This window comes from Euzebyella marina (assembly GCF_003687485.1).
GTDB lineage: Bacteria > Bacteroidota > Bacteroidia > Flavobacteriales > Flavobacteriaceae > Euzebyella > Euzebyella marina.
The window spans coordinates 2,140,866-2,166,823 of record NZ_CP032050.1; the positions used below are offsets into that span (position 1 = coordinate 2,140,866).

General features: G+C 38.2%; 29 protein-coding genes. 22 read left to right on the forward strand and 7 right to left on the reverse strand.

Annotated features, from left to right (window positions below; genetic code table 11):
* Position 1 precedes the first annotated feature (1 nt).
* From D1013_RS08965 to D1013_RS09020, 13 genes are all read left to right on the forward strand, one after another.
* A complete protein-coding gene (locus D1013_RS08965) occupies positions 2-886 on the forward strand; it encodes a PorP/SprF family type IX secretion system membrane protein (RefSeq protein ID WP_121848498.1) in 885 nt (294 codons plus the stop codon).
* Positions 887-1,348: 462 nt separating this feature from the next.
* A complete protein-coding gene (locus tag D1013_RS08970; protein WP_121848499.1) occupies positions 1,349-1,927 on the forward strand; it encodes an RDD family protein in 579 nt (192 codons plus the stop codon).
* A gap of 130 nt (positions 1,928-2,057) precedes the next feature.
* Positions 2,058-2,207, forward strand: coding sequence for a hypothetical protein (locus D1013_RS20345; protein WP_162987857.1), 150 nt, complete (start codon positions 2,058-2,060; stop codon positions 2,205-2,207).
* Between the two features lie 452 nt (positions 2,208-2,659).
* Complete coding sequence (locus D1013_RS08975) at positions 2,660-3,472, forward strand: alpha/beta fold hydrolase (RefSeq protein ID WP_121848500.1); 813 nt, start codon at positions 2,660-2,662, stop codon at positions 3,470-3,472.
* Between the two features lies 1 nt (position 3,473).
* Positions 3,474-4,625 carry a phytochrome family protein gene (locus D1013_RS08980; RefSeq protein ID WP_121848501.1) on the forward strand — a complete coding sequence of 384 codons (1,152 nt, stop codon included), beginning with the start codon at positions 3,474-3,476 and terminating at the stop codon, positions 4,623-4,625.
* Between the two features lie 204 nt (positions 4,626-4,829).
* Positions 4,830-5,264: a response regulator gene (locus D1013_RS08985; RefSeq protein WP_162987858.1), complete on the forward strand. Its 435-nt coding sequence runs from the start codon at positions 4,830-4,832 to the stop codon at positions 5,262-5,264.
* A 95-nt stretch (positions 5,265-5,359) separates the two neighbouring features.
* A complete protein-coding gene (locus tag D1013_RS08990; RefSeq protein WP_121848503.1) occupies positions 5,360-5,818 on the forward strand; it encodes a DinB family protein in 459 nt (152 codons plus the stop codon).
* Between the two features lie 41 nt (positions 5,819-5,859).
* Entirely contained in the window at positions 5,860-6,630 is a 771-nt protein-coding gene (locus tag D1013_RS08995) for a class I SAM-dependent methyltransferase (RefSeq protein ID WP_121848504.1), read from the forward strand.
* Between the two features lie 165 nt (positions 6,631-6,795).
* On the forward strand, positions 6,796-7,527 hold the full coding sequence (locus D1013_RS09000) for a GNAT family N-acetyltransferase (RefSeq protein WP_240467936.1): 732 nt from the start codon (positions 6,796-6,798) through the stop codon (positions 7,525-7,527).
* Positions 7,528-7,874: 347 nt separating this feature from the next.
* Complete coding sequence (locus tag D1013_RS09005; RefSeq protein WP_121848506.1) at positions 7,875-9,092, forward strand: hypothetical protein; 1,218 nt, start codon at positions 7,875-7,877, stop codon at positions 9,090-9,092.
* A gap of 273 nt (positions 9,093-9,365) precedes the next feature.
* Positions 9,366-10,070: an SGNH/GDSL hydrolase family protein gene (locus D1013_RS09010; RefSeq protein WP_162987859.1), complete on the forward strand. Its 705-nt coding sequence runs from the start codon at positions 9,366-9,368 to the stop codon at positions 10,068-10,070.
* Between the two features lie 243 nt (positions 10,071-10,313).
* A complete protein-coding gene (locus tag D1013_RS09015; protein ID WP_121848508.1) occupies positions 10,314-10,988 on the forward strand; it encodes a hypothetical protein in 675 nt (224 codons plus the stop codon).
* A gap of 87 nt (positions 10,989-11,075) precedes the next feature.
* Positions 11,076-11,462 carry a hypothetical protein gene (locus D1013_RS09020; protein WP_121848509.1) on the forward strand — a complete coding sequence of 129 codons (387 nt, stop codon included), beginning with the start codon at positions 11,076-11,078 and terminating at the stop codon, positions 11,460-11,462.
* A 147-nt stretch (positions 11,463-11,609) separates the two neighbouring features.
* On the opposite strand, the gene D1013_RS09025 is transcribed toward D1013_RS09020, so the two are convergent.
* Together D1013_RS09025 and D1013_RS20585 are read right to left on the reverse strand one after the other, a co-directional pair.
* Positions 11,610-12,059, reverse strand: coding sequence for a DUF4304 domain-containing protein (locus D1013_RS09025; protein WP_121848510.1), 450 nt, complete (start codon positions 12,057-12,059; stop codon positions 11,610-11,612).
* A gap of 114 nt (positions 12,060-12,173) precedes the next feature.
* Positions 12,174-12,296: a hypothetical protein gene (locus D1013_RS20585; protein WP_262689298.1), complete on the reverse strand. Its 123-nt coding sequence runs from the start codon at positions 12,294-12,296 to the stop codon at positions 12,174-12,176.
* A 242-nt stretch (positions 12,297-12,538) separates the two neighbouring features.
* Between D1013_RS20585 and D1013_RS09030 the strand changes: the two genes are divergently transcribed.
* Positions 12,539-12,973, forward strand: a complete 435-nt coding sequence (locus tag D1013_RS09030; protein WP_121848511.1) for an N-acetylmuramoyl-L-alanine amidase family protein — start codon at positions 12,539-12,541, stop codon at positions 12,971-12,973.
* A gap of 387 nt (positions 12,974-13,360) precedes the next feature.
* Here the strand turns inward: D1013_RS09030 and D1013_RS09040 are convergent, their stop codons facing one another.
* From D1013_RS09040 to D1013_RS09050, 3 genes are read right to left on the reverse strand one after another with little or no spacing between them, the layout of a single operon-like run.
* A complete protein-coding gene (locus D1013_RS09040) occupies positions 13,361-15,538 on the reverse strand; it encodes a xanthine dehydrogenase family protein molybdopterin-binding subunit (RefSeq protein WP_121848513.1) in 2,178 nt (725 codons plus the stop codon).
* Positions 15,539-15,567: 29 nt separating this feature from the next.
* The gene (locus tag D1013_RS09045; protein ID WP_121848514.1) at positions 15,568-16,554 is read right to left on the reverse strand and encodes an FAD binding domain-containing protein; all 987 of its coding nucleotides are present in this window, start codon (positions 16,552-16,554) and stop codon (positions 15,568-15,570) included.
* Between the two features lie 48 nt (positions 16,555-16,602).
* On the reverse strand, positions 16,603-17,169 hold the full coding sequence (locus D1013_RS09050; protein WP_240467937.1) for a 2Fe-2S iron-sulfur cluster-binding protein: 567 nt from the start codon (positions 17,167-17,169) through the stop codon (positions 16,603-16,605).
* An 822-nt stretch (positions 17,170-17,991) separates the two neighbouring features.
* Here D1013_RS09050 and D1013_RS20535 point away from each other — a divergent pair.
* Genes D1013_RS20535 through D1013_RS20545 form a run of 3 tightly spaced genes read left to right on the forward strand, consistent with a single transcriptional unit; the run spans position 17,992 to position 19,180 of the window.
* Positions 17,992-18,558 (forward strand): hypothetical protein, encoded by a 567-nt coding sequence (locus D1013_RS20535; RefSeq protein WP_225621579.1) that lies wholly within the window; start codon positions 17,992-17,994, stop codon positions 18,556-18,558.
* Positions 18,559-18,584: 26 nt separating this feature from the next.
* Complete coding sequence (locus tag D1013_RS20540; protein ID WP_240467938.1) at positions 18,585-18,965, forward strand: serine hydrolase domain-containing protein; 381 nt, start codon at positions 18,585-18,587, stop codon at positions 18,963-18,965.
* Between the two features lie 14 nt (positions 18,966-18,979).
* On the forward strand, positions 18,980-19,180 hold the full coding sequence (locus D1013_RS20545; RefSeq protein WP_225621577.1) for a hypothetical protein: 201 nt from the start codon (positions 18,980-18,982) through the stop codon (positions 19,178-19,180).
* Positions 19,181-19,283: 103 nt separating this feature from the next.
* Here the strand turns inward: D1013_RS20545 and D1013_RS20350 are convergent, their stop codons facing one another.
* On the reverse strand, positions 19,284-19,454 hold the full coding sequence (locus D1013_RS20350) for a hypothetical protein (protein WP_162987861.1): 171 nt from the start codon (positions 19,452-19,454) through the stop codon (positions 19,284-19,286).
* Positions 19,455-19,653: 199 nt separating this feature from the next.
* Between D1013_RS20350 and D1013_RS09060 the strand changes: the two genes are divergently transcribed.
* Positions 19,654-19,866, forward strand: a complete 213-nt coding sequence (locus D1013_RS09060; protein ID WP_121850672.1) for a dodecin family protein — start codon at positions 19,654-19,656, stop codon at positions 19,864-19,866.
* A 281-nt stretch (positions 19,867-20,147) separates the two neighbouring features.
* Positions 20,148-20,618, forward strand: a complete 471-nt coding sequence (locus tag D1013_RS09065; protein ID WP_317125500.1) for an MgtC/SapB family protein — start codon at positions 20,148-20,150, stop codon at positions 20,616-20,618.
* Positions 20,619-20,645: 27 nt separating this feature from the next.
* Here D1013_RS09065 and D1013_RS09070 read toward each other — a convergent pair whose 3' ends face one another.
* On the reverse strand, positions 20,646-21,887 hold the full coding sequence (locus D1013_RS09070; protein WP_162987862.1) for an APC family permease: 1,242 nt from the start codon (positions 21,885-21,887) through the stop codon (positions 20,646-20,648).
* A gap of 574 nt (positions 21,888-22,461) precedes the next feature.
* On the opposite strand from D1013_RS09070, the gene D1013_RS09075 reads away from it, so the two are divergent.
* The 3 genes from D1013_RS09075 (at position 22,462) to D1013_RS09090 (ending at position 25,829) form a co-directional block, all read left to right on the forward strand.
* A complete protein-coding gene (locus D1013_RS09075; protein WP_121848517.1) occupies positions 22,462-23,004 on the forward strand; it encodes a lipid-binding SYLF domain-containing protein in 543 nt (180 codons plus the stop codon).
* A 725-nt stretch (positions 23,005-23,729) separates the two neighbouring features.
* Positions 23,730-24,545 (forward strand): virulence RhuM family protein/type II toxin-antitoxin system death-on-curing family toxin, encoded by an 816-nt coding sequence (gene rhuM / locus D1013_RS09085; RefSeq protein WP_225621576.1) that lies wholly within the window; start codon positions 23,730-23,732, stop codon positions 24,543-24,545.
* A gap of 648 nt (positions 24,546-25,193) precedes the next feature.
* Complete coding sequence (locus D1013_RS09090; RefSeq protein WP_121848519.1) at positions 25,194-25,829, forward strand: HPP family protein; 636 nt, start codon at positions 25,194-25,196, stop codon at positions 25,827-25,829.
* Positions 25,830-25,958: the final 129 nt, after the last annotated feature.

Here is a 25,958-nt window from a genome sequence, read left to right on the forward strand (position 1 = left end):
AATGAAAACAATAGTAATAACAATATTTAGCGTGCTTCTGGCGGCCCTAGGCCTTTATGCCCAACAAGACCCGCAGTACTCGTTCTATCGCTATAACATGAACGTAGTGAACCCTGCCTATGCCGGTAGTAATGACGGCCTGGAATTTGCCTTGGGCCTTCGAAGCCAATGGGCAGGGGTAGAAGGCGCTCCGGAAAGCCAAAGTGCTATTTTCGGTACATCGTTGGGAAAAAATGTAGGCCTAGGAGTGTCGGTACTTAATGATAAGACCTTTATCGAAACACAGACATGGCTGGCCATAGATGTTTCTTACCAGGTGAAGGTATCGGAGAACAACCAACTCTTCTTTGGTCTCAAAGGGAGCGCCAACACCTATGATGCCAATACCCAGGGCCTCCAAACGTATGGGGTGGGCCAAGACGGTAGTTTGATGAACTTTGATAATAGGTTTACGCCAAACGTTGGTGTTGGGCTGTACTGGAAAAATGATAAATACTTTGTTTCGGCTTCCATTCCGAAACTGTTGACCCCCGAACGTTTGGAGGAAAGCAACGGCGAGGCAAGGGTAGGCACCGATAAGGTTCATATGTACTTGGCCGGAGGTTATGAGTTCGAGCTCTCGGAATCCACCAACCTGTACCTAACCAATATGCTTCGTTTTGTTACCGCTTCCCCGGTTTCCTATGAGCTCACCGGTATGGTGGGTTTTGCAGAGCGTTTCACTATCGGCGCGGGTTACAGGTTTAGCGAAAGTATCAGCGGTCTATTCTTGTTCAATATCAGTGGAGGATTTGACGTAGGGTATGCTTATGAGAACGCCTTGGAAAAACCTGTTGGCGGTGTTGAAAAGGGTACCCATGAGTTATTCATGAGATTGAGAATATAGAAGTCTTGGTTTTGGATATAGCTGGCCGGTTCATAAGAGGGATCTGGCCAGTTTGTTCCTTTATATTTAGTGATCGCCCGCTCTAGGGACAGAACTATCCCTAAGAATTAAGCTATGGTGCGGCCTACCACTTTTCCACGATTGATGGTTGGGTATATCGTTAATTTTCGGCAAGGCACCCAAAAAAAAAGGATAATTGGATTTTAAGAAAATTGGCCCAAGAAAACTTTTGGGCAATCCCGAAAACGGCCAAAGAGAACACAGTCAAGAAAAAGTCCTATGTAGCCTTCCCCATTTTCTACAATCGATTATTCAGAAATAGTAATTTAGTTGAAAGTTCAAATAAACGATGATGGATGATACCTCCATCAAGTAAAAACTGGGTTGGGTCTCAAATCGCCCTAATCTTTTTTAACATGCTCATCATCGGCCACGCAGTAACATGACCTAACCATCAAATTAATGGAAAACGAATTTACAGAAGTAATGTCCGAAAGGACAGATGATGAATTGATAATTATTGTAACGGTTGAGAGGGTAAACTATAATCCGATCGCAATCAAAGCTGCAGATGTAGAAGTCGAAAAACGGAATATTAACACATCAAAATTTGAAAAAATCCGAGATAAAGCAATTGTGGAAAAAGAACTAAAGGAGAAAATCAGCTCCCTATCTGCAAATAAGAAAAACCGTTTTGTGAATTTTCTTGTGGACATCTCAATAATTGCAATATTCAATTCTTCTTTGATTTACTTTCTTGGGGATATAGAAGATTCTTTTAGATTAATTTTTCGTACAGGTCTAGCCTTTTCTCTTGGCTATTATGCATTTATGGAATCCGTCTTCCAGAAAACTTTGGGCAAGTTCTTAACTAAAACAAAAGTAGTGGATGAAAATGGAGACAAACCTAGTGGCAAACAAATTTTCACCAGAACTCTTTGCAGACTTATACCATTTGACCCATTAACATTTTTATTTGAAAGAAAAGGCTACAAGTTTCACGATTCACTTTCAAAAACAATGGTAATTAAGGATTGTTAACGTCCTGTCGAAGTGTGGCAGATAACAACAAAAGTTCAAAAAAACGATGAAACTCTACTGCTATATTCAAATGATTGTAGGTTATATTTTAATATTTATTGTTGCGCTATTTGCAACAAAACTGTTAATCATGGTCATAAAGGGCACACCAGTCACTGAAAATAGAACCATGTTTAGATACATGGTGTCGGGATATGGACTTCCGATACTTTTGGGATTTATTGTTCTCTCAGGAGCAATTATGGTAAATGGCGCCTTGAAAAATCTAAAGTCTAAATAATCGATTTTCAAAAATACTATCCGAACAATTACCAGAACATGTAACCGAACAAGTACCGAACAAGTACCGAACAAGTACCGACTAAGTGAGCGACCAAGTAACCGACCAAGTAGTGAATAGTTTGGATTTACTTATGTGGTGTATTTAGGCTGTTTTCAAATTTGATAATTCATAAATCGTAACTTAGGGTAAAGTTCAAAAAAACGATGCTTGAACAAATATTTAGTTTAGTCATAGAGATTTTAAAAGAACAGAAAAAGCCGATGATAGTCATTTCAATTTTGATCATCGTCTTATTAATTGGTTTTGCTATCTATTCTAAAGTTCAATAAAACGATTGCCAAAAGGGTTGTGTAATCCCGAAACCTAAGTCCAATATAAACGATAACTTAGAACCTTAAAATGGTAATTTTATTTGTTTAACTTGCGAATTATTAATCACATCCAGCAAGTTGTCTTCCATTAGTCTCAGAAATAATGTCCGATTGATCGGTAATGGTGACCGAACAATAATTCTTGCCCATGGTTTCGGATGTGATCAGGCAATGTGGCGATATATCTTACCTTTTCTGGAAAAGCATTTTAGGGTGTTGGTCTTTGATTATGTCGGATGTGGCAGATCTGATATTACGTGTTATGATGAAAATCGATATGGCAAATTAACGGGGTATGCCCAGGATATTATAGAAATTTGTGAGGAACTTAGTATTGAAAAAGCCATATTTATTGGTCATTCGGTCAGTTCGATGATCGGAGTATTGGCCTATATCGAAAGGCCAAAAATTTTTCGGTCGATGGTAATGATCTGCCCTTCCAGTTGCTATTTGAATACGGGTGATTTTCATGGGGGGTTCGAAAAAAGCGAACTGGAAGATTTACTGGAAATGCTTGATTCGAATTATATCGAATGGGCAAACTATCTAGCACCGGTGGTAATGAAAAACCATGAAAAGTCTCACCTGTCAGAGGAATTGGCGGAAAGCTTTTGCTCGATGGACAAAAGCATTACAAAGAATTTTGCCAGGGTAACATTTTTTTCGGACAATAGAAAGGACTTGAACAAAGTGGATATTCCTTGCCTGATAGTACAATGTACGGAGGATGATATAGCAAACCAAAGAGTAGGTCAATTTGTGAAGGATAACTTGCCCAACAGTAAAATCGTCAACATGGATGCATCGGGCCATTGCCCCCATTTGAGTCATCCGCAAGAGACCATCGATGTTCTTAAAAATGAACTTTTGACCGAAAAATTCCTAGCGTAAAATGCCAGATTTTGATATGTTGCCATGCGCGGTAATCCGTATGACCCTCAAGGAATCAATAGTCGATATCAACCCATATATACTTGGGAAATTAAGCTATGGTTTAGAAGAGCTGAAAAACAATAGCATCAATTCACTTCTAAGTCCGGGAAGTAGAATCCTCTATAAAACTCATTTCTATCCCATTCTGGTCGAGAAGAATATGGTACATGAAATAGTGTTAAGCCTAATCGGAAAGGACGGAACCAAACATCCCTTTCTCTTTAATATGTCAATGGATGCCAATGACATCTTTCTCACCGGACTTTTTCTAAACAAGAGAAATGATTATGAGAGCGGACTTATCGAGGCCAAAAATGCCGCGGAAAACGCCCTGCTGAAAAATAAGGAGTTGATGATGGCCCAAAAAGAGCTAGGGCAGGTTCAAAAGAGCCTTGAGATCCAACTAAGTCAAGAAAGGAGCATTAATAAAGAGCTGCGTATCCTGAACAAAATGATTTCTCACGATTTACAGGAGCCCCTGCGAAAGATTCAGCTTTTCGCGAGCAAAACCATCTCAGAAGCAAAAAGGAAATACAGTTGGGAAGTACTGGCCCTTAATTTGAATAGGATTATCGATATTGCATTTGAGGGACACTCATTGACCAAACGTCTGCAACAATATAGTGAGCTTGAGTTTTATCCGTTAAGAAAGGCTCATTTTGATTTGAGGGGCATTATCGAATCAACAAAGGCGAAGAGCTCCATATCTACATATGGTTTTTATTATGATCTGGAAGTTGAATCGGTCTATGGCGACGAGAATAAGATAAATTTATTATTTACGGAATTGTTTGAGCTGGTAAACCGAATAAGCAGTCCAGATCATGCACAAACCTTGAGAATAACATCTCGGGTGTTTGAATCAAACGAAAATGTGCTAAACACGTTCCATAGAAAAAAATTACGAATATGTATCATCACACATTCTCAAGTAAGTGACCGAGATACCGTAAAAAGGAATAATAGTGAAAGTAGCGATCGTCGAGGTGTAGGCTTGGATCTTGCTTTCTGTGAGAAAATAACAACTCTCCATGGAGGATCGTTTAGCAGGGAGAACATCGGTCCAGAAAAAGTAAGTATGGAGATTGTACTTCCCTATGTATCGCTATAAAGGTTCTTGCTTTAAGTGCTCGGCTGGATTTCAAAACAATCAATAGATCAATATTTTTCTCTTTTAGAAAGTTCAAAAAAAGATAAATCAGAGTTCTTATATTTAAAAAAAACAGGGCGGAAAAAGGGAGAGGGTCTGCCGTATTCGTATGTCGTTAAAATTAAGGAAAAAAGAGGTATATTTATGTCGTCTAACCATTTTGATATGAACAAATATGCTATTATCAGCCCACTGATCTACGCAGAGGACGACGAAGATGACAGAATGTTTTTCGAGGAGGCGATGCAGGAAATCTATCCGGATATCGAGATGAAACTGTTTGCTAACGGAAAGATACTGATAGACTATTTTACGGACCTATCTGCCGGGGCCCTCCCCAAATTGATATTCTTGGATTTGAACATGCCCGTCATGAACGGGACCGAATGCTTGGCGGAACTTAATAAGGCCGGGTTGACCGCTAGGATCCCGGTAGTTATTTATACCACTTCATCTACCGAGGAGGAACGCCTGAAACTTCTGGATATGGGTGCGACATCTTTTTTGACCAAGGAGACATCGGTCGAACGGATGCATTCGCAATTAAGGAATCTTATCGATTCCTTGAACGAAAAGGGCTTAATCCCAAGAACGGCCTAGGGCGAAACCCTGCATTTTGGTGGCCGAATCCCGAAGTCAAAGTCTAAAAAAATGATTACCAATTGGGAGTTTTAATACGAGAACTAATCAATCAAATGTGCGAAGTCCAGAACCGAAAGTTGTGGATGGGAGAAAACTATGAACGTAAGCTTGAAGAAATAACAGAGGGAAACCCTTTTAAAAGGCCACTGGACAATTTACATAGCGTTGCCGAGATAATCTCCCACCTTACATGTTGGAGAAAAGAGACATTGATTAAACTTAGAACTGGCTCCGGAAAGATTACCGATGGTGCGGGGGAAAACTGGCTAGGGAACGAGAACTTGGTCAAGCTTGGATGGCCAACACTTTTGGATGAATACAGAAAGAGTCTGATTGAAATAATTGATTTCCTAGAGGACAAAGAAGATGATTTTCTAAATACAAAATACTATGATACTGACTTCCAAGGTAATTACGAATATCGATTTGTATTAAATGGGATGTTACATCACGATATTCACCACTTAGGGCAGATAGGTATTATAATTAAGCTCTTAAATGAGCAAAAATAATGATAGATTAAAGTTCAAATAAACGATATTATAAGACATAGATGAAAAGTAATTATAACGTTGGGGAATTAATCTATGACGCGAATATTTACGATGGTATGAACACTGACCTGACTGATCTTAAATTTTACAGGCGGTGGCTTCCAAAGGATAAGGATGCTCGTGTACTTGAGCTTTGTTGTGGCACCGGTAGATTAACTATTCCAATAGCGCGGGATGAATACGACATTTGTGGAGTGGATTTCACTTCATCAATGCTTGAACAAGCCAAAAGAAAAGCATCTGAGGCAGGACTGGAAATTGAGTTTATCCAAGCGGACATTAGAACTTTGGACCTGGGTAAAGAGTACGACCTGATTTTGATCCCTTTTAATTCAATTCATCATTTATACGAAAATGAGGATTTGTTCAAAACATTTGATGTTGTAAAAAATCATCTCAAGGAGGGCGGCCTGTTTCTACTGGATTGCTTTAATCCGAATCTTCAATACATTGTTGAGAGTGAAAAAGAACAAAAGCAAATCGCTGAATATACCACCGATGATGGAAGAGAAGTTTTCATTAAGCAGTCAATGCGGTATGAAAGTAAAACCCAGATTAACCGTATAAAATGGTATTATCATGTAAATGGTAATTTTGATTCGATTCAGAATTTGGACATGAGACTTTTTTTTCCAAAAGAATTGGATTCATACTTGGAGTTTAAGGGCCTTGAAATTGTTCATAAGTTTGGAAGTTTTAAAGAAGAACCTTTTAGTGACGCTTCAGAAAAACAGATTTTCATATGCCAATTTTTATCCAACGCCCAATGAGGGAGATTAATGGATGTTCGTTTTCGGTAACCCAGTTAAATCGAAATGATTGAATTCAAAATACTATCAAATATTAGTAACCAACAAATTCTGGACTGTTTCAATCTGTCATTTTCTGACTACTCCATCCCATTTAAGCTAAACCTCGAACAACTTGAAGCCAAAATGAATGCTGAAGACATTAATAAGGGAATTTCGATTGGGGCGTTCAGGAGGCAAAAGATGATTGGCTTTGTTCTACATGGGGAAAGAAAGATAGAGGGAGTAAAAAAAGCTTACAATGCGGGAACAGGAGTGAATCCTATTGAAAGAGGGCAAGCCCTGACAAAAAGAATGTATGATATCTTAGTGCCCGAATTTAAAAGACAGGGGTTTGATGAAGTTTTATTGGAAGTAATCTCAGATAACATTCCGGCAATTAAATCATATGAAAAGATTGGGTTTAGACATATTAGGATGTTAAATTGCTATAGTGGAGAACCTCTTGTAATGAAAATAAATGAGGAAGTAAAAATTGAACGATTTCAAAATTCAAACTTTGAGGAATTGTGTAAAATCGGGGAGATGGAACCAACTTGGCAGAATTCCTCGGTAACGATTGAAAATTTGGGAGAATATGCCTATTGCTTTCTCGCACATATTGGAAAAGAACTATGTGGTTATACAGTCCTTAATACTTCTAATGACCGGATTCTGCAAATTGCGGTAAAGAAGGACATGAGAAATAGGCTAATTGGAAGCTCCTTACTGAATTATTTATTTAAATTGACATCAAATTCTATTTCAATAATCAATATTGATGCTGACCATGACTCAATAATTCATTTTCTTGAAAGTAGAAATTTAACAAAATCGTTGAGTCAGAAAGAAATGAAATTAAAAATCCCGAAGAAATAGCAAAAATGTTCAGATGATAGGTTCGAATCGAGCGCCAACTGCTATTGAGATGTTTACTAAAGTTCAAATAAAGGATTCTCACTAGGGCCCAACAAATGCAATATTATAATCTAATTTTGGGTATATTAAAATCTTGTGTAGAGCTTTGCAAATTATATAACACTAAAAATTTTAGTGTATTGAGGTTTTCCCATAATTTACTCCTGATTAACCAGCCTATATCATTTATAGACTTATGATAACAAGGCAGAATAGCCAGATATTTTTAACTAAATATATAGTTACAACTAAAAACTTAGTTATATTTGATATGATTCTTAAATACTCATCAATAGATTTATATCAGTATGAAGGTTTTTCAAAGTTTTTTAGTGGCATTATTGATTGTCTCATGTCAAAAAGAGCCCAGGGTATATAAGGAAATTGACTTTCAGAATCCTTACAAATTCAGCTCGGAGATTAAGAATGAATTGGGTAAAGATAGTAGCTCTTGGAACTACCAAATGTCTGCACAGGCCTATGCAAACAACACGGACTACACCAACGCACTGATCCATTGGGATTTGGCAATGAACATGTCCGAGAAGGAAATGTTCAACGAGAAACAGGCCGATTCTATCAATTCAATGTACCAGCCGATAAACGCTACAGAATTCATAGTTGAACAGGCAAAATCACATAAAGTGGTAATCATCAACGAAGCACACCACAATTCAATGCACCGCGTTTTCACAAAGTCGCTACTTCAAAAACTATTCGACATAGGCTACAAAAACATCGGATTTGAAACATTGGGAAACGGAGAATATCTAGACACGGATTTAATGAAAAGAAAATATCCGGTTCAGAAAACTGGCTATTACACAAAAGACCCACAATTTGGGGATTTAGTCCGTAGAGCCCTTAAGATTGGATTTACCGTTTTTCCATATGAACAGACCAACGGTTCCAACGGTAAACCTAGAGAAATAGAACAGGCAAAGAACATCCAGAAGGTAATCGAAAAAGGACCTGAAGATAAATTTTTGATCCATTGTGGTTTCAACCATGCATTCGAGGGAGATCACGAAAGATGGGAGAAGGCCATGGCAGGCCGATTAAAGGAATATACCGGTATCGACCCGTTAACGATCGACCAAATCGAATTCAGCGAGAAAAGTAAACCGGAATATAATAATCCAATGTTGAACGCTTTGGACATTGATGAACCGTCCATACTAGTCGACCAAAGCAAAAAACCGTTCAAATATGAGGTCAAAAAGAGATGGACCGATTTGGCGGTATTCCATCCTAAAACGAAATTTATCGATGGTCGACCCGACTGGTTGTTCGATAACGGCAACCAACAGGTACATGTGAACCTTGAAGGTATTAAAATCCCTCTTCCGGTTATGATTCTTGCCTATAATAAAGGAGAAGAAATTGACAGGGGAATACCAATTGACCGCATCGAGGTGAAAAACGAAACATCCGAAACTAATCTCGCCCTAGCGAAAGGAGAATATGAAATTGTTGTTACCAATATAAACGGTGAATCAATAAGCTTCGACTTTAACGTGAATTGAGTACTGCATATAATAAGAACTTAATTAAATAATTTAGTATCATAACATTGTTAATCAGTTAAAACAATCTATTTAAGTCTCCAAGCTCCTAAAGGAAGTACTTAGGGCACACTCTACAAATGACCATGAATGCACATATTTTGTAATAAAGCCTCTTTTATTTTTTTGATTTTGTCCCTGGCTCTTACAATAGCCTGTAACCAAAATAATAAAAAGCCCCTAGATGTACTTTTAGTAGGCAATAGCAGTATTTATTACAATAATATGCCCAAAATGCTGGAACACATAGCACGCGAGAATGGACAAGAATTAAGAACAAAACTGATTGCTTTTGGTGGCTATACACTTCGGGATCACTTAAATGAAGGACTGGTCGAAAAAACCCTTGATTCACGGAGTTGGGACTTCGTAATTCTTAATGAACAAAGCACTTTGGGAGAGAATTATGTCGTGAACGGCATCCGAAGAGTAAAGGAAAGTGAGTCGTTTTATATGGCCGTAAGGGAATTTTATTCCATAATTGAAAAACGGGGTGCCAAGACGGTTATCCTATCATTGTATCCAAGAAAAAATGCCCCGGTAATCGATGGTAAAATTTTGGATTATTCATACATGAAGATTGCAAAGGAGCTAGGTATGGTAGTTGCACCTGTCAGTCAAACATGGACAGATATTTTGAAAGCTAAAAATAATTGGAAACTCTATCGGGATGATAACCTACACCCCACGCCACTCGGTTCATTTATTACAGCGAACGTTATCTTTTCCACAATCTACGACCGCAAAAGTAAACCCATAAACGGTGTAATAAAGGGCCCGTTGATAGAGTTGTTCGATGGTTTTGAAAGAAAAGATTCTATAGTCACCTTGATTGATATCAATGAATTCAAATCACGCATGATAAGTAATAAGTCATTTAGAAATAATAAAAAATTAAAGCAAATGGGCGGATATTTGTACTTAAAATATCCAAATTGAAGTTTAGGAAGGGTGCCTTTAAGTTAAAACTAAGAATGGGTTAGGCTTAATTCTAAAAAAGTTAAATATATCGATTGTAGCCTTCCCCATTTTCTACAAATGATGATTTGGAAATCGTAACTTAGGATAAAGTTCAAAAAAAGGATTTTCTGCCCGTCTAAGATTTAGTAGTTTTATACAAAAGAGATATCCATCACATGACGGATATAATTGTGGTAAGCGATTTGCCCAGACCAACAAAATATGAACAAATCGACAGAATTTTTTGACACTAAACTTGATAAAATAGAACATTATCAAAAGTTTCCTTCAATGCGTCCTTTTATTGGAGAGAATTACGGAAAGTACAATTCACGAAAAATAATGTTGGTTGCTGAAAGCCATTATTTACCACCAAAATCGACTATAAGCCAAAATCCTGAAAATTGGTATAATTCTAAACAAACAGATTTATCAAAAGAAGAAATTGCTTGGATAAACACAAGAGGTATTTTGAGTGGAGATTGGAAGCCTAATGGACATATGATATTCAGAGAGCTGAACACTCGAATGTCTGATTTTATGGATGTTAAGGAATTTAGAGCTATGACTAACGTAGCTTTTATGAATGGATTTCAAAGACCAGCACCAGAAACTGGAGATTCGATAAAAAAATTCTGTAAGCCAATTGATTATAAAATTGGAGCGCAAACTATTAATGCAGTTATTAATATTATCGAACCAGATTTAGTAATTTTTGTATCAAAACTATCTTGGGATGAATTAAGATGGAAAATTCCAAAATCGGAATTAAGAGTAAAATATGATTTTGTATGTCATCCAGGAACAGGCGGTCGATATTGGCATAACAAAAATTATGAACACGGAATGAAAAAATTTAAGTCATTAATAGAAAGTGAAGTGAATACAAACGTTTAACAACATAGAACTGAGGTAATCAAAAGTTCAAAAAAACGATTTTTATAAGCAGGTCTGATTTGAAATCAAATTCGATAAAGGAATATTATGACTGAATTAACACAGTGGATCTTATGGATATTGTCAATAGTAGTAACCATAATTACTTTCATCATCCCTTTAATAAAGGCAAAAAAAGATAATAGGTTTTTAAGATCCAGTTTAAATGTTCTTAAAGAGTCGAATAGAACGCTGTCGGAGAAAGTTTCCGAATTGACTACCAAATCAGAAATGGAGAATTTCTATATCAAGTTAAAGAATGACATTAATCTTGCTTTAGAATCCGAGAAAGAATTCAATGACTTGGATTCTAAACCTAAGAAAAAGAAAAGCTTGGCAGAAGCATTTGGGGTTGACTCCTTACAAGACTCCACAGAACGAGAGATTTGGGAATACTTTACAGATTGGCGCGTAAAAAGAAGAATTGAACTATAGTTTCAAATCTAAAAGTTCAAAAAAAGGATTCCAAAAAAATGTAGCTGTTCTGTAAATTTTCTCAACTTTTTTCTGTGCACCCTAATGCACTTTTGTAACCTAAAATGGTACACAAAAAAAGCCCGAACGCTGCCGGGCTTAAATTCTTTATTCTAATTGTAAATACTCTTTTGCTTTTAATGTTGTTTGATAAAGCAATGTAGGATTTTTTTCTAACAACCATCCTAACCCATTGTACTGTACCGAGTCGATTAGCCGTTCAACATTGTTGGATACAAATTCTTCTATAATATTAGATTGATCCGCTGATAAACCTTCTAATTCAAAAATGTCTGTTTCTTTTTTGCTAAACGGAAGTATCCAACTAAATCTTGTCCTAACATCTCCATCCACATCTTTTGGATATTCATCGTTTGGGTGAAGCTCCTTGATTAAATATCCGACATTCAGATAAAAGCTATTTGTGTATTTTGATTTCTGTAGGCCTATTACGTAAACTAAATTGTTATCCCTTTTATAAAAGAAATTACGTTTTTTCTCAAATCCTTTGTCAGCTAAAAAATTGCCAGCTATTTTTTTAAACTCCCTTTCTTCCATACTATTAATATAAGTCTAAAATTGAAACTGTAGCCTTCTCCATTTTCTACAATTGATTATTCAGAAATTATAACTTAGAGAAAAGTTCTAAAAAGCGATGACCAATGAATTGTTCTATTGTACCTCAAGAAATGTTTGACACAAATCGGGTATGAAGTAGAAACTACCATCAATTTGGGCATAAGTAGGGGCCGTTGCCAACAGCAACAACCAGAGTACTTTGTTTATTCTTTTCATCACTATTCGTTTTAGTGCCCGAAGAGGGCGGTTGATATATTGTGTTGACGAATTTGAAATAAAAAGGAAGGAATGCATAAAATCGGCTAAAAATTCACAGTCGGGAACGTTACAATTTCTAGGATTTTAAATCAATCCCTCAAATCGATGAAAATTGTGTAACACGCATTTAAGATTTTCAGCAAATGAAGTACAATTTTTATTAGGTATTGGTTTGGATACTGTTTTCTGGTTTACAGTCCATGTTTGGACAGGAGAGAAATCAAAAACCCATTGTTAACATAGATCCCGGACATGGAGGTTTTGATACTGGTGCGATTAGCATTAAAGGACTAAAGAAAAAAGACGTGGTTATAAATATTGCCAAGGAAGTTGTTCGGCTTAACCGAGAACTGTTCAGTGATTCATTGGAAATATATCTCTATCCATACTCGGACACGCTTATTTCCTTGGGTGATCCAACCAAACTTGCTAAGGCCCTAAGAGCCGATGTGTTTGTCACCATTCATTGCAATCAAGCTGTTCGGAAAGCAGCTCAAGGTATTGAAGACTTTATAAAGCAGGACGATGCCCTATCTGAATATTTTTGGCTGAGCAATTCACAATTGGTGTTAAATATGCCAGTTTTCAAGTACTCCGGGAAACTACCCAACGCCCAAGTGCCCTTTTGGAATTAGGGTTTTTGTCGAATGGGAGGAGGCAGGACACAATGGAAAGCACAGCAGTTTTGTTGATTATGCGCTGTTACTGATAAAATTTTCGAATTATGATTGAAGTTGCAAAAATCTTAGCCATGATATTTAAAAAGCTATTTCATGATGTCTACTTGACTTTTAAGGAATTTTGTAAAAAATGGAAATGTTAGATTTTAAGGCTACAGCTATTCCGACAAAAATGGTTGGCGCAGTATTTGGATGAAGATGATTTAATAGAGTAATTGTTGGTTTTGGAGAGCAGTCCTAAGAAGTTCCTGCATTGACCATTTTATATCAACTCTTTGGAGAAGAGATTTTCATAAGCTTTCAATAGAAATAGTTGTTATATGATAACTATCGCAGTACCACCTAGACCGTCACCCCATCCTCGACTTCAGCCATCAGTAATTTCTCCGGTGTAATCGGTAAGTCGCGCATACGTTTTCCCGTGGCATTGAATATGGCATTGGCAATGGAGGCCGCTACGGAGGTAATACCTAGTTCGCCAATACCTTTTATGCCCATTTGGTTGGCAATCTTATCCTCTTCGGGGAGGAAGATAACATCAACGTTTGCCATGTCCAAGTTGACCGGAACATGATAATCCGCAAAGGAGCGCGTTATGAAATTTCCGAAATTAGGCTCTACCTTGGTCTGCTCGGCGATGACCATGCCAGCACCCATAGTAAGCCCGCCAATAACTTGACCATAAGCCGTTTTTGGGTTTAATATTTTACCTGCAGAGCCCACATTTACCATCCTTTTAATCTTATACATGGCAGTATCCTTATCGACCCAAACCTCAGTGAAATTAGCACCAAATGAGAAAATGGAATGCTTTTCAAATTCGGAATCTGGTTTTGCCAAGCTTTGCGATTCGTATGAAGTTATTTGATTCATCTTTAACAATTCGGCTATTGAGACGTCTTCATCTTTGGGCACATTCCGATTCTTTTTAAGTCCCGCGATCGCGTTGTCACAGGCAGATTTGGCACCATTGCAATAGGATGCCGCACCCCATGAACCTCCTGAACCTGGAGTTATGGGAAAATCAGAATCGCCCAGTTCTACTACTACCTGTTCCAAAGGAACGTTAAAACAGTCGGATACCGTTTGTGCCAGAATAGTGTAGCTACCCGTGCCGATATCCGTTGCATCCATTTGTAGCGTGGCGGTAACGGTATCATTCGTTAAGTTCAATAATACTTTGGCGTGGGTTTCATTAAAAGGTGCCGCCCGTGCCGCTGCACTGACCCCATATCCAATAAGCCAATTCCCTTTTTTATTCGCCCTTGGTTTCTGTTGACGTTTGTTCCATCCGAATTCATCCGCACCGATAGTCAGGCATTCAACCAGCAATCGGGAGGAGAATGGCTTCTCTTGGCTTAAATCCTCCTGTGTATCATTTTTTATACGAAATTGTACGGGATCTATCTTCAGTTTCCACGCCAATTCATCCATGGCGCATTCCAAAGCAAAACTTCCCGTTGCTTCCCCGGGCGCCCGCATGGAAAAAGGTTGTTGCAAATTAAGAGGAACCAACCGCTCGGAGACGGCAGCATTGGCAACATTATACATCATCTTTGACATGGAACCGCAAGGTTCTTGAAACTCCTGTGTAGTAGAGGTATATGCCAAAGTTTCGTGTAGTAACCCCGTAAGTTCACCTGTCTTCTTAGCGCCGAGCTTAACCACTTGTATATTCGATTGGCGCAAACCTGTGTTGGTGAACATTTGTGAGCGCGTTACCGTAGCCTGAACAGGCCTACCAACCATCTTTGATGCCATCACGGCCATAATTAGGTGCCGTTCAACATTCAGTTTGGAACCGAATCCGCCACCCACATACTTGGCCACAACTCGCACATCTTTTTTTGGAATTTGAAATGTTCCTGAAATTGATATGACTGCATCCTCCACGATTTGCTGACTTGCATATACCAGTACTTTACCATTGTTCCAACTGGAGATAGTGGCATGCAGCTCCATTGGATGTTGGTGCTCGATAGGAGTATTATAGGTCTGTTCTATTATCGCATCCGCCTCGGAAAATCCTTTCTTAAGATTGCCTCGTTTATGATCGGACTCTTCTGAGGGATTGTACGCTTTATCTTTGTTCTGACCTAATATGAATCGCGCCGTAGCATCTTCCTTATATTTGAGTTTGACCAAGGAAGCCGCATATTGTGCTTGCTCGAAAGTTTCCGCCACAACGAATCCTACGTATTCCCCATAGTAATGCACTTTATTGCTTTGTAACACGGGAGCAATGCTGTCCGTTGCCAATACAGGCCGTTCTTTATCAAAAGTCTTTAATTTCTCAGCATTCTTGTAGGTTATGATTTTGAGAACACCTTTTAATTTTTCCGCTTCCGAGGTATCGATACCGATAATTTCTCCCTTGGCAATCGTGCTATTTATGCCTTGGCCATATGCTTTGTTTTCAACTTTAAATTCCGAAGCATACGTTGCTTCTCCTGTTACTTTTAAATGACCTTCGACTCTATCTATGGCGTTTCCGACGCCCGTTGCATTCTTTGTTTTCATACTAATGATTTGACATGTGTCATTGGCAATTACTCTCCTATGTTATTCGCTTGCATAAGCGCTCTAACAATGGCGTTCTTTCCCATTGGAACTTTGTATCTATTACCCTCGAACGGCTTGGCATCTTTCATAGCAAGTTCTGCCGCTTTTCCGAAATTGCTTTCAATTGGTTTTTTACCTAATAGAAACTCTTCCGCTTCGATGAGTTTCCAAGGTTTATGGGCGACGCCACCCATTGCCAATCCAATTTTTGAAATTTTTTCATCCTCGATTTGAAAACCTGCCGCAACTGATACCAAAGCGAAGGCATAACTTGAACGTTCCCTAATTTTAACGTAGGCATAGTGATTCGATAGTTCGGGTTTGGCCAAGTGAATATGTGTAATCAGTTCCCCTGGTTCCAGATTGGAATCTTTTTCTGGCTTATCTCCGGGTAAGCGATGAAAATCTTCCAAATCGATTTTTCTAGAACCTCCATCTACTTTTTGTACCTCTACCGTTGCTCCAATTGCCGCAAGTGCCACACACATGTCCGATGGATGGGTGGCAATACAGTTATCACTATATCCGAAGATTGCGTGTTGATCATTCACCCCGTTTAGCGCACCACAACCAGATTCTGGCTCGCGCTTGTTGCAGGGCATGGATGTTTCAAAAAAATAGGGACACCGTGTTCGTTGCAATAAGTTTCCACCGTTGGTAGCCATATTCCTTATTTGTGCGGTTGCTGCAGAAAGCATTGCCATTGATAAAAGTGGATAATATAACCGAATGTCTTTGTGATTGGCAGTATCTGCATTGCTTCGCATCGCACCTATAGTATAACTACCATCCTTATTTTTGCTGATGCCGTTGTATTGCAAATTTTTGACATAAATCAATTGGTCCGGTTGCTCTACGTGCTCCTTCATTAAATCCACCAAATTGGTACCACCGGACAGATAGTGAGAAGTTGTTGTAAATGCTTTTAGGGCCTCATTCCTGTTCGTTGTTCCTGTATAGGTAAATGGTCTCATATTTTTTCATTTAAAAATGCAGTCGTGGTACCTGCAATAGGGTAGCTGTTATTTTCTTTTAGCACTTTTCATTTGCATTTTGGTCGCAAATTTCCAAGTTGGCATCTCATCATCAGCAGAGTGCACCTCCTTAAATGCTTGTACGATATTATTGTAGGCCCCACAACGGCATATATTGCCAGAAAGGCGTTCTCTTATCTCTTCTTCCGAAAGCTTCAACTCTTTGCTAATATTTCTCACATCCGCTGTCACGTAGCTAGCATCACCGTCTTTGGCCTCTTGTAGCAAGGCCACAGCGGAACAAATCTGACCAGGCGTACAATAGCCACATTGGAATCCATCGTGCTTTACGAAAGCCCCCTGCATGGGATGCATTTTATCTTTTTTCGCCAACCCTTCTATGGTGAGTACATTTGCTCCCTCGCAAGTTGCTGCCAAAGTGAGGCAGGACAACTGTCGCTTACCATTCATGATGACTGTACAGGCACCGCATTGTCCGTGGTCACAGCCTTTTTTGGTGCCATTGAGTTCTAAATGTTCTCGCAAGGCGTCCAACAAACTAGTTCTGGAATCTAGCGTAAGGGAGCGATTTTTAGCATTTATTTTAAGTGACACCTGAATCTGGTTTGTTAAAAAGGAATTCTTCTTAATTTTTTCGTTCATGGCTTGACAATATTTTTGCAGGTAGAGTTGAAATTTTTGCAGGTAGAGTTGAAAGAAGGTTTACAATAACTACTATTAGGAGCATACTTTCCACAGCTAAATTTAAGGGTTTATGTAAGTAGAAGTTGACGTTATTCGTAAAAATCTTAGCCTCATAAGCTTGTGTTTCCTAAAACGTATTGTACCGCTTGGCATAGAGTACTTTATATTTGATTAAAGAAATCTGTCGAAGCAAATTGTTTAAACCTGACTTTCACGAGGTATATCCCTGATATCTGCAATCAATGATGGGAATTTTCAGAATATTTAAAATTTGCAGTTTCAAGTTTTTTTAATCGATAGCGGAGAGACGGTTAATTTTTTCATTTAAAAGATCGGCAAGGATCACTGAATTTGGCACTTTCAAATTATCTTAACTTAGTTCCGCGCATTAAGGATGTATAGATAATATGATTCATACGCAACCGTTATCTGAAAGCTGAAATGGAATAAGAAAAAAATCCATTTTATATTAACGTAGCCAACACCACATAGTCGGGTAAAATCGATTGTTGTCCAAATAAAATTGTCACGTCCGGATCGATTGTTCGTCCTTATATAATATTTAACTGATGAAAAGAGTCCTTTTAATTGCATTGATCGCATCATGTGTTCAACGCAAAAAGAAAAAAACGAATATCGGGAACTAACGGAGTTCGAAGGGCATTACGAATACATCGGGGACACGACCTTGGATCTTGTTGCTTCCGAATTTGATACGACCTCTATGCTATATTGGACAATGCCAAATACCCTCTGAGACAAATCGAGGAAGATAGTTTTGTAAACATCCGCAACCAATCCGTGGTTTTTGGGAGGGGTAAAGATGGCCGAGTGGTCAATTATAGAACGGGAGGTAGAAATTTCAAACTTCTAAGTAGAGAATTCAAGAAAGTCGAAATGTTCCCGCGAAGAGACCTATTTCATAATCCGGAGAGTTACACTTACGTAATGCCGGAACAGAAAAACGATGGCTTGGCGACGGGTGACCTCATTGAGGAAATCAGGGACACGGAACCGATCATTAAAATGGTCAAGGAAACCATAAAGGGCAAATTCCCTGAAGTACATAACATCCTTGTCCTAAAGAACGATAAATTGATTTTTGAAGAATACTTTTATGACTATGATGCCGATACTCCGCACCAATTGAGGTCCTCCAGCAAGCCATTGATCGAGGGAATACTTGGGATAGCGATCGATAAAGGGTTTATCAAGGACGAAAAGGAGAAGCTAATACCGTTTTTTGCCAAAGAATACCAAAATCTTCAAAACATGGATGAAAGAAAGAAATTACGATAGAAGATTTCTTGACCTATCGGCATGGAATGGACTGTGCCAACAACGACCCGGAAAGCAAGGGGAACGAGAAGGCAATGATGGAAAGTGAGGATTGGGTAAAACATACCATCGATCTGCCCATGGTGGCAAAGTCCGGAGATCATTCCTCATATTGCTCGGGCTGTGCACTTACATTGGGGCGTCTGGTGGAAATCGCGACCCATGAAAAAATTGAGGACTTTGCGAGGAAATATTTCTTTGGTCCTATGGGAATAACCGATTATAAATGGACTTTTGAGCCTAACCCTCCAAGCGGTACGACATTTTGCCAAATGTATATCACCCCAAGAGATTTGATAAAGATGGCAAAAATGTACAAGGATGGAGGTAGTTGGAATGGTAAGCAGATCATTCCGAAACATGGATAGACAAAACCTTTGATATGGAACAAGGGGATTATGGCTATTTGTGGGAACACAAGTATTTTGTGGTCGATGGAAAACAGTACAATTCGTATATGGCTTCAGGAAATGGAGGACAGAAAATCATATATGGCCCGAATTGGACATGGTTACCGTATTCAGGGGAGGTAATTACAATTCCTATGAACTATATGGAAAGAGTACGCCCCCCAATGAGATGATACCGGATTATATATTAAAATCGGTTCGATCGAACGATCGGTTAGAATAGGACAGGACGGAACAAAGGCCAAGTTGTAGGAATGGCCCGTGTCCGACCATAAATTAAACCCGAACGGAATGTGTTCCGCCGGTCCCTTTGGACAACATGTTCAATAGAGGTTCTTTATGAATGGGTCTATCCAGTACTCCCCTTACGATCAGATAGTCCTTGACTATCTCATCCATTTTTGGTACACAATAATCGGTTACGATGTAAATCCCATTATTTTTCATGAATTTTTTAATAACTGAGCAGTTCTGACAAGCGGAAGCTTCCAAATACTTATGTTGCACTTAGGAGCATGGTCAATGAAAGGAATAAAGATAATTATTCACTGTTTTACGTTGATCATCGCAAATATTTTTATTGAAATTTGAGAGTATAAGGGTTGCGGAGATGCGACCAAATGTTAAATTTAAAATTAATTTTCAAATGGAAATAGTAAAAGTAATCGAAGTATTAGCGACATCTGAAAAATCCTTTGATGATGCGGCTGCCAATGCGGTCAAAGAAGCTGCGAAAAGTGTAAAGAATATCCAGTCGGTGTATATTAAAGAGATGAATGCCAAAGTTGAGAACGATGCAATAGCCTCTTACGGCGTCAATGCAAAAATATCCTTTGTGGTCGATAGTCAGAAAAGCTAAGATGTCAACGTCCCACTAGAGTCAAGTACATTTCTTTTATTTCAAGGAAGAGCTTGATGCGATCAAAAAGGAACTGAATTCTTCAGTTCCTTTTTTTCTATTTAAAAAGCGATTAAAACCATACATATCAGCGTGCACCGTAGATTTATATGAACCTAATTATATTTTTAGATTCCCTTGGTCAACCGCTGGCTTCCAACGAACAATTTCGATGGTATAGCGTGGCCTTGGTGTTTGACTCATAAAAACTAAATATTTAATAAGAACTTATTGTTAGCGACATGACCATATTTATCGAATTAAATACACTATTTCTAGGAACACGCTTGATGGAACCGGATTGGTCTATTGATACAGCTTTTCTTTTCAGAATAATACTTTCCGTTCTGTCAGGGCTATTAATCGGTATGGAACGGGAATATAAAGGCAAAGACGCCGGACTTAAAACGAATACGTTGGTATCTGCGGGCGCCTGCGCATTTGTAATTCTATCACTTGAATTTACGGGCAAGGATTTTATCGATGTAACAAGGGTGTTAGGTCAGGTAGTAACGGGTATCGGCTTTTTAGGTGCTGGCGTTATCCTTAAAAGGAAAAATACGGTAAAAGGTCTAACTACGGCCGCTACCGTTTGGTGTAGTGCAGCTGCCGGTTGTATAGCGGCATTCTATATGGTTACGAATCTAATCTTTTTTACTGTAGCGGTTGTACTGGTCAATATCGCCTTTGGTCTTCTGGACAACAAGATTTGACCCGTAACGGAACTTACGGGATTTAATTTATGTATTACCTTGATAAAGATTATAAATATTGAAACCGAAAAGAACCAAAATACTGGCTATGGCCAATAAGGTTGGAATCGGGATATTGTTATAATTCAATGGAATTTTAAAGATATCTTTCTCAGATTGCTCTTTATATTTCATTCTATATCTCACCATAGAGATATTGACCATCCCGAAAACTGAAAAGACGAAAATGTTGCTGATCGATGCGACTATTTTTAAATCACCAATAAGCCCAAAAGCAATGGTGGTCAGCGCAATTGCGGCAATAGCGTAATTAGGAGTGTTTTGCCCGAAGCCTTCCAAGGTGGTAAACTTTTTTAACCATTTGATTTCACTGTCGCGGGCGACATCATAGAGAAGTCGCGAGGTACCTAGAATATTGCTCAGTATGGTTTTACTGGTAGCAAATAGTGCCACAACTACTAAAATAATACCACCAATCTGTCCCCATTGAGATTCTATGACCGCAGCGAGTGGTCCCTCTTTTTCACTCAATTCTATGGCACTAAAGGTGCTAAGGCTACTAATGGCAATTGCGACATATATGATGAGTACTATAATTCCGCTCATCAAAACTCCTCTGGGCATATTCTTTTTTGGGTTTTTTGTTTCCTCGGCCATTTTTACTAAATCTTCAAAACCAACATAGCTAAAAAATATGAGTGCGGACCCCGATAAGACTCCCGTTATACCGCTTTCTCCCATCTTAAAAAGTTCTAAGGTGCTCCAGTCCGGTATAGTGAATATGACCACTGTCCCCAATCCTAAAAGTGTGACTATCGTGGCAATAGTATTATAATAAGAGCTTTGCTTTGAACCCAAAATATTGAACATTGACATGAGTATTATAATCCCAATGATGGCGATCCAATGCGGAATTTCAACGAGTCTGTTCAAGTATTCAGCAAAACTAATTGCGATGGCCGCGGGTGCAATAATTCCGGTGAAGGCCATAAAAATGGACATGACCAAGGCTGTTTTTTCCCCTATACCGTGTTTAATGTATTCAAAGCTGCCTCCGGCATCGGGAAAACGACTTACAAATTCTGCATAGGATAAGGCGGTGAGCAATGCTACAATTGCCGCAATGGTAAAACTTAACCAGAGCATATTTCCACTTAATCCTGCTGCCTGACCAATGATTGCATATATTCCGGCACCTACAATCCCCCCAACACCGAACATTAAAATGTCATAAAAATTCAAGGATCTACTAAGTTTATTTTTCGCCATACCCATGTTCTATGTGAGCAAATTACTTGATACAGAATGATTAAGATTGCTGAATTCATCAAGAAATTGAGCTGATTGGTAAATGCCAATTTATGGCACCCGTCTTATTAATGATTGGCCATTTATATAGGTAGAATTGACTGTTGGATATCCTTCTTGAGCGTAATCTTAGGGCCTTATTAGAAGGATAAAAAGGTGTACACTCAGATTTGAAAAAAAACTGCCTATAGATTTAGCAATTCTTGTACATTCTCCATATTCACCTTCTGGTATAATACCAATCGATTAAAACACAACTCAAAAGTGAGATTAGTCTATCAATAATATCCTACGGATACGTCCAATACATATTGATAAGAATCCAGTCCCGTACAACAGCCATAAAACTGATAATCAATGCTGGCTAGAATGGTAACTTCTAGCCGATGGTTGTTTAGTTGTATCAGTGATAGAGCAAAGAAAACCTGTAATCCAAACAATTTTTACATTCAGATTTTATTTACTTGCCTTTAGTCATTTGGCAGCTAAGAAATGGCAGCCAAATTTAATCTATTAATAATATAAATTTTATACCATGAAAAATTTTAGAGATATGTGCATCCTATCTTTTACGCTGTTTTTAACCGTCACAACGAATGCTCAAGAAAAGGTAGACCAAGAAGTCATGGCAGATGCCGAAAAAGCTAAGGTGATACTGCAAACCGATAATGATAAACTAGATGGTTACTTTGAAAATTCAACAGGATATGCAATTTTTCCCAATGTTGGAGAAGGTGGCTTGATTATCGGCGGAGCGTCCGGCAATGGGGTAGTATATGAGAACGGTGAAGTGGTTGGAATGGCCGACCTAAAGAAAGTCGATGTAGGACTTCAAGCGGGAGGACAAGCGATTACCCAAGTAATCTTTTTTGAGACCGAGGAGGCTTTGAACGAGTTTAAGCAAGGTGAGCTGGAGCTCTCCGCTGAAGCAAAAGCTGTAGCACTTCACGAAGGGGCTTCGATAGATGCCAATTATGATGACGGCGTAATTGTTTTTGCAAAACCTAAGAAAGGGTTGATGGCGGATGTTTCCGTAGGAGGACAGAAATTCGATTATACATCCATTGATAATCTTTAATCCACAATCCATTTCATAAAATGATTTTTGAACGGACATCTTTTTGGAGGGTTTTTCTCTTTAGAGGGCATACGATCTTTTTATATAGAGATCTTATTTTGAAAAAAGAAAGCAAGAATTAATCGATAAATTAAATTTTTACGTGGCCAACAACCAGATAGATGGAAATGAGATAAAGAATTATGACATCATGCTAAAAATTCTTGATGAACTTTCGTTTTCGAATAGATTACGAAGGAAAGGTTCAATATCTTATACAGTTGTTGATAGCTTAAGCATAGACCGGGATTTAGGATCAGAACTAATTGTATTTGATAATAGTATTTACTGATTTTTAAGACATTGTAGCTTTATTCGATGTCTTACATTTATTACATCTGCCTTCCTAATTTTGAGAAAGTTCAAAAAACGATTCTCAAGAATACAAACCGAACAAGTAGCGAACAAGTAACCGAACAAGTCAGCGACTAAGTAACCAACCAAGGAAGTAGTCACGTAAAAATCCTAATGAGGAACAATATTATTAATGATTAAATGCTTAGAGAATGTGATTTTAATATCCTTAAAAGGGTCATTAATCGCAATGCATTGTTAATTTGTTCTTTTTTTGATTCTTACCTTTAGCCTAAAACAGGATGAATAGGGGGGAGATTATTTTATACGATGATAAACCAAGCATAGAAATTCGGTTGGATAATGACACCATTTGGTTAAATCAAAAACAAATGGCGGAGTTGTTTGATAAAGATACCGATACCATTGGCCTACATTTGAAAAATATCTTTACCACCAAGGAATTGGATAAAAAAGCAACTACCGAGAAATACTCGGTAGTTCAGAAAGAAGGTAATAGACATGTAAAACGTAAAGTTTTATTCTACAATTTAGACGCAATAATTTCAGTTGGCTACCGAGTAAATTCGAAACAGGGAACCCAATTTAGAATATGGGCTACCCGTACGCTAAAAGAATATCTAGTCAAGGGTTATGTTGTCAATGAAAACAGGTTAGCCCAAAAGGAAGAGGAAATACAAATACTTAGAAACGGTATTTCGATATTGGGCAGGGCAATGGAAGAAAAGTCAAACCATGAAAGTAATGAATGGCTGAAACTGTTTTCCCAGGGTTTGGAACTATTGGATGACTACGATCACGAGAGCTTGGACAAGAAAGGCCTAACTAAAAAAGAAGCCATATTTCCTAGCATAGAGGAATACCAAGTACTTATACAACAGATGTCAACTAAATTTGATTCTGAAGTTTTTGGAAAGGAAAAGGACAAAAACTTTCAGAGCTCCATCGCACAGATTACAAAAGGTTTCGGAATTGAGGATTTTTATCCAACCATAGAAGAAAAAGCTGCCACTTTGCTATACCTGATTACTAAAAACCATTCCTTTGTTGATGGTAATAAGCGAATAGCAGCGGCATGTTTTCTTAAATTCCTAAGCGCTAACAGTATGCTTGTTTCTCAAAATGGCAAAGTAATTATCAGTAATGATAACCTTGGCAAGTTTAACTCTATTCATTGCTTCCAGTAAGCCCGAAGAAATGGAAACGGTAAAACGTTTGGTGATAAGTGTTTTAAATAGGGGTAATTAAATTAAAGTTCAATAAAACGATGGCAACGTCACTATGCCCCATTCCTGCTGTAGCCCTCCCTAAAAATGTAGCCTTCCCCATTTTCTACAATTGATTATTTAGAAATCGTAACTTAGTGGAAAGTTCAAAAAATGGATTATCAATACCATTTTATTTTCTGCTTTTGTGAAATCATTAAAAGATGATAAAATCGATTTGGATAAAAAAAAGTAAACCGTTATTAACCATATCCCTCTGGAGAAAATGGAGCGAAGAATGAAATATTTCCATCTAATTTGGAATCTATTAAAAAATATGGAGAAGATTACCAGCCTATTTTAGGAATATTGTATTTAGAAAAGCTTCGCTCATTTACTTTAAGTAAGCAAGTTGCCGAATAAAAAAATTCAATTCACCACTATTTTTATCGCCAAAACAGATTATGGTCTACAACCCAAACTTAAGAACATTAATCAATATATCTCTCAATAAACTTAATTAGGGTGATTTAAATGAGAAATGGAATCTACCACCCCTTTCGAAATACTTAGATACATCATAGAATTTTTTTAGAGTTGAGGCTGAGATTTCTATTTTTGCCATCCTGTATGAAGAATGTATTTAATAGAAGTTATCGGATAGGAAGGTACATTGTATACCGAGAAACTTTGTTAGAGCCTAAGGAACTTTTTTGGTCATTTGTGGGATCTTTTTGCGGAATTGGGCTCATCGGTTTTGTCCAATCGCAATATTTGTCCCATGGCGATAATGTTTTACTGATCGGTTCCTTTGGGGCCACTGGTGTGCTGATTTACGGAGCTATACATAGCCCGTTGGCCCAACCCAGAAATTTGATGGGAGGACATATTTTCAGTGCAATTGTCGGTGTAAGTGTAGCTCTTCTTTTAGGTGACATTTTATGGTTGGCGGCAGCTTTGTCCGTGGCCATATCCATCTTGGTCATGCAAATTTCAAAAACCCTACACCCACCTGGGGGTGCGACTGCATTAATTGCAGTCATCGGTTCAGAAAAAATAACTTCTCTGGGTTATTGGTACGTTCTTTTTCCGGTATTGAGTGGGGTATCCATAATGTTTGTTGTTGCATTGTTTTTTAATAATTTAACCCCGAACAGAACCTATCCCTCTAAAGGAAGGTTTCTTAAAACATTACATTGGGCCATTAGACCGGCCAAAACGAAACTTCAACGCATAAAAGGAAATTCCTCGGGTGAAAAAATATAATTAACTAGAGTAAAACAACTATACCCTGTTCCCGGTGATTTCCTAACTAACTACATCCAATGGTATGTTCAGAGAGTAATTCTTACCCTTTGGGCAATAACTACCCATCTCCAAATTTAAACGCAAACT

Excerpts from the sequence above, each read along its gene's own strand:
- D1013_RS08965 (WP_121848498.1), top strand. The coding sequence starts at position 2 with ATGAAAACAATAGTAATAACAATATTTAGCGTGCTTCTGGCGGCCCTA.
- D1013_RS08970 (WP_121848499.1), top strand. The coding sequence starts at position 1,349 with ATGGAAAACGAATTTACAGAAGTAATGTCCGAAAGGACAGATGATGAA.
- D1013_RS20345 (WP_162987857.1), top strand. The coding sequence starts at position 2,058 with ATGGTCATAAAGGGCACACCAGTCACTGAAAATAGAACCATGTTTAGA.
- D1013_RS08980 (WP_121848501.1), top strand. The coding sequence starts at position 3,474 with ATGCCAGATTTTGATATGTTGCCATGCGCGGTAATCCGTATGACCCTC.
- D1013_RS08985 (WP_162987858.1), top strand. The coding sequence starts at position 4,830 with ATGAACAAATATGCTATTATCAGCCCACTGATCTACGCAGAGGACGAC.
- D1013_RS08990 (WP_121848503.1), top strand. The coding sequence starts at position 5,360 with ATGTGCGAAGTCCAGAACCGAAAGTTGTGGATGGGAGAAAACTATGAA.
- D1013_RS08995 (WP_121848504.1), top strand. The coding sequence starts at position 5,860 with ATGAAAAGTAATTATAACGTTGGGGAATTAATCTATGACGCGAATATT.
- D1013_RS09000 (WP_240467936.1), top strand. The coding sequence starts at position 6,796 with ATGAATGCTGAAGACATTAATAAGGGAATTTCGATTGGGGCGTTCAGG.
- D1013_RS09005 (WP_121848506.1), top strand. The coding sequence starts at position 7,875 with ATGAAGGTTTTTCAAAGTTTTTTAGTGGCATTATTGATTGTCTCATGT.
- D1013_RS09010 (WP_162987859.1), top strand. The coding sequence starts at position 9,366 with ATGCTGGAACACATAGCACGCGAGAATGGACAAGAATTAAGAACAAAA.
- D1013_RS09015 (WP_121848508.1), top strand. The coding sequence starts at position 10,314 with ATGAACAAATCGACAGAATTTTTTGACACTAAACTTGATAAAATAGAA.
- D1013_RS09020 (WP_121848509.1), top strand. The coding sequence starts at position 11,076 with ATGACTGAATTAACACAGTGGATCTTATGGATATTGTCAATAGTAGTA.
- D1013_RS09025 (WP_121848510.1), bottom strand. The coding sequence starts at position 12,059 with ATGGAAGAAAGGGAGTTTAAAAAAATAGCTGGCAATTTTTTAGCTGAC.
- D1013_RS20585 (WP_262689298.1), bottom strand. The coding sequence starts at position 12,296 with ATGAAAAGAATAAACAAAGTACTCTGGTTGTTGCTGTTGGCAACGGCC.
- D1013_RS09030 (WP_121848511.1), top strand. The coding sequence starts at position 12,539 with ATGTTTGGACAGGAGAGAAATCAAAAACCCATTGTTAACATAGATCCC.
- D1013_RS09040 (WP_121848513.1), bottom strand. The coding sequence starts at position 15,538 with ATGAAAACAAAGAATGCAACGGGCGTCGGAAACGCCATAGATAGAGTC.
- D1013_RS09045 (WP_121848514.1), bottom strand. The coding sequence starts at position 16,554 with ATGAGACCATTTACCTATACAGGAACAACGAACAGGAATGAGGCCCTA.
- D1013_RS20540 (WP_240467938.1), top strand. The coding sequence starts at position 18,585 with ATGGACTGTGCCAACAACGACCCGGAAAGCAAGGGGAACGAGAAGGCA.
- D1013_RS20545 (WP_225621577.1), top strand. The coding sequence starts at position 18,980 with ATGGAACAAGGGGATTATGGCTATTTGTGGGAACACAAGTATTTTGTG.
- D1013_RS20350 (WP_162987861.1), bottom strand. The coding sequence starts at position 19,454 with ATGAAAAATAATGGGATTTACATCGTAACCGATTATTGTGTACCAAAA.
- D1013_RS09060 (WP_121850672.1), top strand. The coding sequence starts at position 19,654 with ATGGAAATAGTAAAAGTAATCGAAGTATTAGCGACATCTGAAAAATCC.
- D1013_RS09065 (WP_317125500.1), top strand. The coding sequence starts at position 20,148 with ATGACCATATTTATCGAATTAAATACACTATTTCTAGGAACACGCTTG.
- D1013_RS09070 (WP_162987862.1), bottom strand. The coding sequence starts at position 21,887 with ATGGCGAAAAATAAACTTAGTAGATCCTTGAATTTTTATGACATTTTA.
- D1013_RS09075 (WP_121848517.1), top strand. The coding sequence starts at position 22,462 with ATGAAAAATTTTAGAGATATGTGCATCCTATCTTTTACGCTGTTTTTA.
- rhuM (WP_225621576.1), top strand. The coding sequence starts at position 23,730 with ATGGCGGAGTTGTTTGATAAAGATACCGATACCATTGGCCTACATTTG.
- D1013_RS09090 (WP_121848519.1), top strand. The coding sequence starts at position 25,194 with ATGAAGAATGTATTTAATAGAAGTTATCGGATAGGAAGGTACATTGTA.